Raw genomic sequence first — 11,089 nt, 5'->3', positions numbered from 1 at the left:
GAGATGAAATAGAGAAGAGGGACGAAGTTATGGATAATTTGATGAAAAGAATAGAATCTCTTTCTCCAGAAAAAAGAAAGCTATTTGAGACGATGCTAAAAGAAAAAGGAAAAGATGTTTCAAAATATACGCCAAATGCCTTTTCTGGAATACCTTCTGCCAGAGAGCAGGAATTTTACCCTATGTCATCTGCCCAGAAAAGGCTGTATATACTAAACGAGCTTGAAGGAGCAGGTACTGCATATAACATGCCAGGCGTCGTACTGCTGGAAGGAAACATTGATGCAGTACGCTTCGAACAGGCATTCAAGGAGCTAGTAAAAAGACATGAGGCTCTGCGCACATCATTTCATATGGTTGAGGGTGAACCAGTACAAAAGGTTCATGATTACGTGGATTTCAGTATTACGTACCTGGAACTGGATGAAGAAAAAGCAGCAGAAATAGTCAAAGAATTCATAACGCCCTTTGATCTTAGCCAAGTTCCATTACTGAGAGTAGGACTTGTAAAAACGAACGAAGACAGGCGTGTTATGATGTTTGACATGCACCACATAGTATCAGATGGTATATCAGTCAATATACTTATGAGTGAGTTTTTGGATTTGTACCAAGGGAAGACCCTTTTGCCACTACGGATACAGTACAAGGATTTTTCTGTATGGCAGAAGGAGATGTTTGCCGGAGACTCAATAAAGAAGCAGGAAGAATACTGGCTCCAGACATTTAAGGGTGATATACCGGTACTGGATATGCCTACTGACTATCCAAGACCGGCGGTACAAAGTTTTGAAGGAGATGCTGTAAGCTTTGAAATAAACCCTGAACTTTCAGTCAAACTAAATAAGCTTGCAACAGATAATGGAGCTACCTTATACATGGTACTGATGGCTGCATATAACGTACTCCTGTCCAGATACACTGGACAGGAAGACATCATAGTTGGAAGTCCTGTAGCCGGAAGGCCCCATGCTGACCTGCAGGGTATCATTGGTATGTTTATAAATACCTTGGCCATAAGGAACTATCCTGAGGGAGAAAAGACCTTCGTCCAATTCTTGCAGGAAGTAAGGGAAAATGCGTTTTTGGCTTTTGAAAATCAGAACTACCAGTTTGAAGAACTTGTAGAAAAACTTAATCTCATGAGGGACATGAGCAGGAATCCTCTTTTTGACACTATGTTTGCACTGCGCACTTCAAACAAGACAGAATTTGCAGCATCGGGTATAAACTTCAAACAATACAACAACTGGCTGGAAGGCAGAAAGGCAAAATTTGACCTTATGCTTGAAGTGGTAGAGGGTCAAGAAGGTATAACATTTAACCTTGAATATTGTACCAGGCTGTTTAAGAAGGAGACAATAAAAAGTTTTGGAACCCATTACATTTCCGTTCTTGAAGAGATAACGGCATGCCCTGAAAAAAGGTTGTGGGAAATTGATGTACTGTTACAGGAAGAAAAACAGCAAATCCTATATACCTTTAACGCTACAGAGGCACAGTATCCTAAAAACAAGACTATCCATCAGCTTTTTGAAGAGCAGGCAGAGAAGAACCCTGATCATGTAGCTGTGGTATTTGAGGGTAAAAAGCTTACATATAGTGAACTCAATAAAAAATCAAATGGGTTGGCCCATGTATTAAGGGCTAAAGGAGTCAAACCGGACAGTATCGTAGGTATTCTGGCAGAACGCTCACTTGAGATGATAGTAGCAATCCTAGGGGTATTAAAAGCAGGAGGGGCATATCTTCCCATAGATCCAGATTATCCTGAGGAAAGAATAAGTCATATGCTGGAAGACAGCCGGGCAGTGATCCTGTTGACCCAATCACATTTTATAGACAAATATACATCAATAGGTACAGTAATAAATTTAGAAGATGAGCAGGAATATTCAGATGAACAATATAACTTATCGGAGGTAAATAAACCTTCCGATCTAGCTTACTTAATATATACCTCAGGCTCTACAGGTAAACCCAAAGGGGCAATGATAGAGCATAGAAACATAGTAAGGCTGTTATTTAACAGTAAAATGCAGTTTGATTTTAACGAAAATGATGTATGGACTATGTTTCATTCTATGAGTTTCGATTTTTCCGTATGGGAGATGTACGGGGCGTTGTTATATGGGGGCAGATTGGTGGTAGTTCCTAAAATGACAGCACGCAGTAATGTAGAGTATCTGAGACTTCTAAGGAATGAGAAGGTGACCGTATTAAATCAGACACCTTCAGCCTTCTATAATATAGCCAATGAAGAAGTATCATATGAAGAAAAAGAACTTAAGATAAGATATGTCATATTCGGAGGGGAAGCATTAAAGCCTGCATTGTTGAAGGAATGGAGAAAGAAGTACCCGCAGACTAGACTCATCAATATGTATGGAATAACCGAGACAACAGTGCATGCCACATATAAAGAGATAGAAGAGGAAGAAATTAGATCTAATGTGAGCAGCATAGGAAGGCCTATACCAACCCTTACAACATATGTAATGGATAAGAACATGAAAGTTGTTCCCATTGGAGTAGCCGGAGAGCTTTGTGTAGGAGGAGACGGAGTTTGCAGAGGATATCTTGGAAGACCGGAGCTTACAAAGGAAAAGTTCGTTCAAAATCCGTACAAGCCGGAAGAGAGGTTATATAGATCTGGAGACCTGGTCCGGTTATTATCTGATGGAGAAATGGAATACCTGGGTAGAATAGACCACCAGGTAAAGATAAGAGGCTTTAGGATAGAGCTTGGTGAAATAGAAGCACAACTGTTAAAGCATCCTTCAATTGAGGAATCTTTGGTGATTGCAAAGGAAGACCATCAGGGCAGTAAATACCTGTGTGCATATATAGCGGGAGAAAATGAGCTGACAATATCAGAACTAAGGGAGCATCTCTTAAAAGAACTGCCCGAATACATGGTACCATCATACTTTGTGCAGCTTGAAAAAATGCCATTGACAGCTAATGGCAAGATAGACAGGAAGGCATTGCCTGAACCCGAAGGTAATATAAATACGGGAATAGAGTATGAAGCGCCTATAGGCGAATTTGAAGAGAAGCTTGCACTGATTTGGCAAGACATCCTTGGAATTAAGAAGATAGGAAGAAATGACAACTTCTTTATGTTAGGTGGACACTCTTTAAAGGCTACAAGCCTTGTAGCGAGAATTCACAAAGAGTTCAATATAGACATGCCTCTTAAGGAAATATTTAAGGCTCCAATTATAGCGGAAATAGCAAGGTATATGAAGGAAGCAAAGGAGAGTATATATCAATCCATCCAAACTGCTAAAGAGATGGAATACTACCCTATGTCATCAGCCCAAAGAAGGCTGTATATATTAAATCAGTTTGAAGGAGCAGGGACAGCATACAATATGCCAGGCAGCTTGCTGGTTGAAGGCAGTATTGATCTAGAGCTTTTTCAGAAGACCTTCCAACAGCTTATAAATAGGCATGAGACCCTTCGAACATCTTTCCATTTCATAGAGGGTGAACCCGTCCAGAAGATCAATGATCCTGTGGGTTTTAGTGTAGTGTATCTAGAATCTGACGAAGAAAAAGTGGGGGAAATCGTAAAAGAATTTATAAAGCCGTTCGATCTTGGAATTGCTCCGCTGCTAAGAGTAGGCCTTGTGAAAACGGGAAAAGACAAGCATGTCATGATGTTTGACATGCACCATATCATATCTGACGGTACGTCCATGGATATACTGGTACATGAGTTCATGGATATGTATGGAGGAAATAACCCTTCTTCCCTCCGTATACAGTACAAGGACTATTCTGTTTGGCAGAAGGAACTATTTGCTGGGGACAAAATAAAGAAGCAGGAGGAATACTGGCTCCAGGAATTTAATGGAGAAATTCCTGTGCTGAATATGCCAGTAGATTACCAAAGGCCTGCGGTTCAAAGCTTTGACGGAGGTTTTATCCGTTTTGAAGCAGGCAGTGAGCTTACGGGAAAACTTATTAAGCTTGCAAGGGATAATGGGGCTACTCTTTACATGACATTGCTTGCTTCATACAACATACTGCTGTCTAAGTATACGGGGCAGGAAGATATTATAGTGGGAAGCCCTATAGCTGGAAGACCTCATACAGATTTACAAGACATAATAGGTATGTTTGTAAATACTTTAGCCATGAGGAACTATCCCCAGGGAGAAAAGACCTTTGCTGAGTTTCTAAAGGAAGTAAGGGAAAACTCTATAAGGGCTTATGAAAATCAGGACTACCAGTTTGAAGAACTGGTGGAAAAGCTTAATGTAAAGAGGGATATGAGCAGGAATCCTCTTTTTGATACTATGTTTGTATTGCAAAATACCGGCTCATCAGAATTGAAGATAGATAGGCTTAAGTTTATACCCTATACAAATGAATTTAGAATATCCAAATTTGACTTGACATTAAATGCTCGGGAAACCCAGGAAGGTATTGCATTTGATTTGGAATATGCCACAAGGCTGTTCAAGAAAGAGACTGTAGAAAGGTTTGCAGCCCATTACCTTAATGTTCTGGAAGAGATAACGGTTTATCCTGGAAAAAGGTTGTCAGAAATTGATATGCTTTCACAGGAAGAAAAGCAGAAAATACTATATGACTTTAACGATACAAAGGTCCGGTATCCTAAGGATAAGACTATACATCAACTGTTTGAAGAGCAGGTAGAAAAGACACCCAATAATATTGCTGTAGTGTTTGAAGATAAACAGCTGACTTATAGGGAGCTAAACGAAAAGGCAAACCAACTGGCCAGAAAATTAAGAGAAAAGGGAATAAAACCTGATAGTGTAGTGGGAATTATGGTAGAACGTTCCCCGGAAATGATCATAGGGATCATGGCTGTCCTAAAAGCTGGGGGGGCTTATTTACCCATAGCTCCTGAATACCCTGAAGACAGGATCCAGTTTATGCTTGATGACAGTGGCAGCCAAATTATTCTGATACAGGATAAATTTATAAATGCTAAAGGTAGTTACAGAAATGCTGAATTTATTAGCATAGAAAATCAGGAACTATTTACTGGGGATGTATCAAATCCAAAGTTAATTAGTAAACCTGAAAACTTGGCTTATGTAATATATACATCCGGTTCTACCGGCAAACCCAAAGGGGTAATGATAGAGAACTACTCCGTAATCAACCGGATCAACTGGATGCAGAAGCAATACCCGATAGCTGAAGGTGATGTGATCCTGCAGAAAACTCCCTATACCTTTGACGTATCGGTATGGGAATTATTGTGGTGGAGCTTTACTGGGGCCAAAGTCTGCCTGCTGATACCGGGAGGAGAAAAAAATCCGGAAGAAATCGTGAAGGCAATCGAAAAAAATAAAGTTACCACAATGCACTTTGTACCATCCATGTTGAGTGTATTTTTAGAGTATGTAGAGGAAAAGGGGATAATAGAGGAAATAGCAAGCTTAAAGCAGGTATTTGCCAGTGGAGAAGCACTGAACCTGAAGCAAGTAGAAAAGTTCAACAAGCTGCTGTACAAAGAAAAAGGAACAAGCCTGCATAACCTGTACGGACCAACAGAAGCAACAGTAGATGTATCCTACTTTGGCTGCTCTACGGAAGAAGAATTGGAGCTTGTACCTATAGGAAAGCCCATAGATAACATTAAGTTGTATGTTGTCAGTAAGGAAAAGGGCCTGCAGCCGATAGGAGTAGCGGGAGAACTATGCATAGCAGGGGATGGACTGGCAAGAGGGTACTTGAACAGACCGGAACTTACAGAAGAAAAATTCGCAGCAAACCCATTCGCACCGGGTGAAAGGATGTACAGGACAGGTGACCTGGCAAGGTGGCTGCCTGACGGCAACCTAGAATACCTGGGCAGGATCGACCATCAGGTAAAGATAAGAGGCTACAGGATAGAACTGGGTGAAATAGAGAACCGGTTATTAAAGCATGAAACAATAAAAGAAGCAGTGGTATTGGACAAAGAAGGAGCTGACGGAAATAAGTATCTTTGTGCGTACGTCGTACCGGATCAAGAAATAACCGTACAGGGGATGAGGGAACACTTGTCAAAAGAGCTCCCGGACTACATGATCCCTTCTTACTTTATGCAGATGGAAAAGCTGCCATTGACCCCTAATGGAAAAATAGACAGGAAAGCATTGCCCGAGCCTGACGGAAGTATGAGTACGGGAACAGAATATGTAGCGCCGCGGAATGAAGTGGAAGAGAAACTGGTTGAAATATGGCAGGAAGTGCTTGGAGCAAAACAGGTAGGAATAAGGGACAACTTCTTTAAAATAGGCGGAGATTCTATACGTGCAATATCATTAGTCAGCACAATATGCAAAAAGTTGGATATAAACATCCAAATCAGGGATATATACATGAATCCTGATATTGAGAGATTGTCTGCATTCTTAAAAGTAAAAGATACGGAAGCTTTTAACAGTAAGATGGGTAAAGCAAGGGAAGAACTGGAGTTATTTAAACAGCGAATATTGATGAATGAAACTCTCTCAGAAAAGTTACCTTCGGACATGGAAGATATATATCCGATGAGTCACATAGAGCTGGGTATGATTTATCATTCCAAAAAAGACTATGAAAATGCAGTTTATCATGACCAATTTGCATTTCATCTGAATGACAAAGACTTTGATTTCCCAGCATTTAAAGAAGCGATGCTTCTAATGACGTCAAAACATGATATTTTAAGGACGGTTTTTAATTTAGAGGATTTTGAAACTCCTGTGCAAATTGTTTACAAGGGCAGTAGTCTTGATATTGAGCAGATAGATATCATGAATTTTAGCAGGACAGGGCAGGTTGAGTATATAAACAAATATTTGGAAAATGACAGAGCGAATCCGTTTGATATATCAAAGCCCCTTTGGAGGATAAGAATATTCAAACTTGACGCAAACCATATTTGTCTGGTTCTGATATTCCACCATGCTATCCTGGATGGCTGGAGTGTTGCTTCATTGATTACGGAAGTTTCAAACCTATACTCTAAGCTTAAGCAAGAAAAAGATTATATACCAACACGGCTTAAATGCAGCTATAAAGATTATATAGCAGACCAAATGACAATTAAGGACAACCAGGAAGTAATTAATTATTGGAGAGAGGAATTAAGTGAATATAAAAGGTTGAATATGCCTGCAAATATTCATGGAAAAACAAAAAAATCTTATAAAGTAGACCATGTAACACGCCATTTAAGTCAGGAATTTTTAGGTGATTTAAGAAGTACTGCCAGAAGATATGATGTAAGCTTAAAGACACTTTGCTTTGCTGCATACACTTATATGCTCAATATGCTTTCATACGAGGATGACTTTGTCGTAGGTTTGGTAGAAAATAACAGACCTGTATGCGAAGATGGAGATAAGATGCTGGGGTGCTTCTTAAATACGGTTCCCGTCAAAATGTGTTTTGATAAAATCGATATATGGGAGGAATTGATAAAAGTTGCAGAAAAGAAATTAATAAACTTAAAGCTTTATGGAAGACTGCCTTTATTTGAGATCATAAATATCCTGGGCGGAAAAGAAAACAAAGAGGAAAATCCTTTATTTGATACCATATTCAATTATGTGGATTTTCATATATATAACGAGATAATAAACAAAGAAATCGGTGATGTTAAAGATAGAATTTCAGTTGATGAATATGAAGCAACCAATACAAGTCTTGACTTTACAGTAAGTAATACATTCGATGATCTTAATATAAGCTTGATCTACTCGGACAAAGTATTGGAAAGAAAACAGGCAGAAGAGTGTATAGACTATTTTATTAATATTTTAAATATGTTTATCCATAACCCCAAAGGGTCAGTTGACAAGCTTATTATATTAAGTCATGAAGAAAGAAAGCAGTTGCTGATAGACTTTAATGATACTAAGAAAGACTATCCGCAGGACAAAACCATACATGAGCTGTTTGCTGAGCAGGTGGAAAGGACACCTGACAACATAGCTGTGGTATATGAAGACAAGCACTTGACTTACAGGGAATTGAACGGAAAGGCAAATCATTTGGCCAGAGTATTGAGGAACAAAGGGGTAAAGCCTGACCGTATTGTAGGAATTATGGCCGAACGTTCATTTGAGATGATTGTGGGGATATTTGCCATATTGAAAGCTGGAGGGGCGTATCTGCCGATAGATCCTAATTATCCTGATACAAGGATAAAGTATTTGTTGGACGATAGTGGTTCCCAGATCCTTTTGACCTCCAGGACCTTTATGGAAAATAAGCAGATTGATGCGGATATTATATATCTGGAGGAAGAATATTTAAATGAAGAGAACTCAAAGCTTGAAAATGTAAACAAACCCTCGGACCTTGCGTACGTCATTTATACATCAGGTTCGACAGGGAAGCCCAAAGGTGGAATGATTGAGCATACTAGCGTTGTAAACATAATTACAGCCCTCCAGGCCATGTATCCGCTTAAAGCGGAAGACGCTTTTCTATTTAAAACAACTTATACCTTTGACGTATCCGTAGCTGAGATATTTGGCTGGTTCCTCAACGGAGGAAAGCTTGTAATATCACGCCAAGGTGTGGAAAAGGAAGCTATGGAGTTAGTAGAGGTAATAAACAAGCATAAGATAACCCATGTAAACTTTGTACCATCAATGCTGAATATAATGGTACAAACTTTAAAAGATAATGGTATAAAACTGCCATCAACTCTCAGGTATATTTTTGCTGCTGGAGAAGCGCTGCCCAAAAAGCTTGTCCATGAGCTTTTCGATGTCTCAGAGAACACATCTCTGGAAAATATCTATGGGCCTACAGAGTCCACGATATATGCAGCGGGTTACAGTATAACAAAGAAAATAGCAGAAGAACTTATAACAGTACCTATAGGGAAAGCTTTACAGAATGTATACCTTTATATACTGGACAAGCACAACCAATTAACTCCTGTAGGAGTGGCCGGTGAACTTGTGATAGGTGGAAGCGGTCTTGCAAGGGGCTATTTGAATAGACCTGAACTGACAGCAGAAAAATTTGTACCTAACCCGTTTATTCCCGGCGAAAAAGTGTACCGCACAGGGGACTTAGTAAGGCGGCTTCCTGATGGGAACATCGAATTCATGGGCAGGATCGACCACCAGGTAAAGATAAGAGGCTTTAGAATAGAGCTTGGAGAAATTGAAGCACATCTGGTGAAGCACACTGCTATTAAGGAAGCAGTGGTTATTGCAAAGGAAGAGCAGCAAGGGAAGAAGTACCTGTGTGCATATATTGTAGGGGAAAATGAATTGACCATTTCCGAGCTAAGGGAGCATCTCTTAAACGAACTACCTGACTACATGGTACCAGCATATTTCATGCAGCTGGAACAGATGCCATTTAATGCCAACGGTAAAATTGATCGGAAAGCATTGCCTGAACCACAGGGGAATATTAATACCGGAGTAGAGCATGTAGTTCCTAGAAACGAAAGAGAAGAAATACTGGCCAAAGTATGGGAAGACGTACTAAAAACTGAAAACATCGGGGTAAAAGATAATTTCTTCAGCCTTGGAGGAGACTCAATAAAAGCCATACAGGTAATGTCGCGTCTTAACGTCCATGGGCTAAAGCTCGAAATGCGGGACTTATTCAAACATCCTGTAATTGAGGAACTCGTCGAATATATACAATCTACAAGCCGAAGAATTCATCAAGGCCCGGTAGAAGGCATAGTACCGATAACACCTATACAAAGATGGTTGTATAAACAAGACAGCAAGGATATCCATCATTTTAATCAGGAAATAATGATATATGGGCGTAACGGATTTGAAGAAGCTATTATTCGAAAAGTATTGTCAAAGCTTGTAGAGCACCACGATATTTTTAGAACAGTGGTAAAAATAGAGGATCAAAATATACTCCAATACAACAAAAACCTTGAAGGTGAACATTTTTCATTGGAAATTGTAGACCTTAGGGACAGCTATAATTACCGGGAAAAAATAGAGCTGGAAGCGTCGAGGATTCAGAGGAGCATGGACTTGTATAACGGTCCTTTAGTTAAGGTTGGTCTGTTTAAGACTAAAGAAGGGGACCACCTGCTAATAGCTATTCACCACCTTGTAGTTGATGGGGTATCGTGGAGAATCATACTGGAAGATTTGGACATAGGATACAGACAGGCGCTAAACAATGATGAAATAAAATTCAGCAACAAGACCGACTCTTTCAAAGATTGGGCACAGAGGCTTGATGAGTATGCCAATAGCCCTGAACTATTAAAAGAAATAAATTACTGGACCAATTTGGAAAAAACTGAAACAATACCGCTTCCAAAAGACCGAGAGATTGAAGAAAGAAGGTATATGAATAACAATAGCGTCAAGATCGAGCTGAGTATTGAAGAGACTGAGAAGATGCTAAAGCGGGTAAACCATGCTTATAACACAGAAGTAAACGACATATTGCTTACCGCCTTGGGATTAGCAGTGAGGGAATGGACCGGAAATGATAAGGTTCTGATCAGTCTGGAGGGGCACGGCAGGGAGGAAATCATTAAAGACATTGACATAAGCAGGACCGTGGGATGGTTCACCACCCAGTATCCCGTGGTGTTAGATGTCAGCGGACAACTCGATATTTCCCGCATGATCAAATCGGTAAAAGAAAACATCAGGCAGATACCTAACAAAGGGATAGGTTACGGCATACTAAAATATCTTACCTTGCCGGAAAACAAAGCCGATTTAAATTTTAATCTAAACCCTGAAATAAGCTTCAATTACCTCGGTCAATTCAACCAGGATAATGTAGACAATTTATTTGGAGTGTCTGATATTCCTGCCGGAGAGTCTACAGGACCAAACTATAAAAGTGAGTATTGTATTGATATTAACGGCGGAACTGTAGAAGGCGGGAAGCTGGAATTAAACTTTAGCTACAACCAGGGCGAGTATGAGAAGAGTACTATTGAAGGGGTAGCGGTGAGTTTTAAAAAGCATTTAGTAAACATAATAACCCATTGTGCAGAAATGGACTATTCAGAAGCTACACTCAGTGATTTTACAGTAGACGATCTGAATATGGATGAGTTTGAAGACGTATTGAATAACTTCGAATAAAAAGAGTTTGTATTTAAGGA

General features: G+C 39.7%; 1 protein-coding gene. It reads left to right on the top strand.

Going from position 1 to position 11,089, the window contains the following annotated elements; genetic code table 11:
* Positions 1–29 precede the first annotated feature (29 nt).
* Positions 30–11,069: an amino acid adenylation domain-containing protein gene (locus tag ACWA2B_RS14895; protein ID WP_449292339.1), complete on the top strand. Its 11,040-nt coding sequence runs from the start codon at positions 30–32 to the stop codon at positions 11,067–11,069.
* Positions 11,070–11,089 lie beyond the last annotated feature (20 nt).

The sequence above is a fragment of the Paenibacillus sp. CMM36 genome (assembly GCF_053570945.1).
This window is presented reverse-complemented; position numbering and strand designations above follow the sequence as displayed.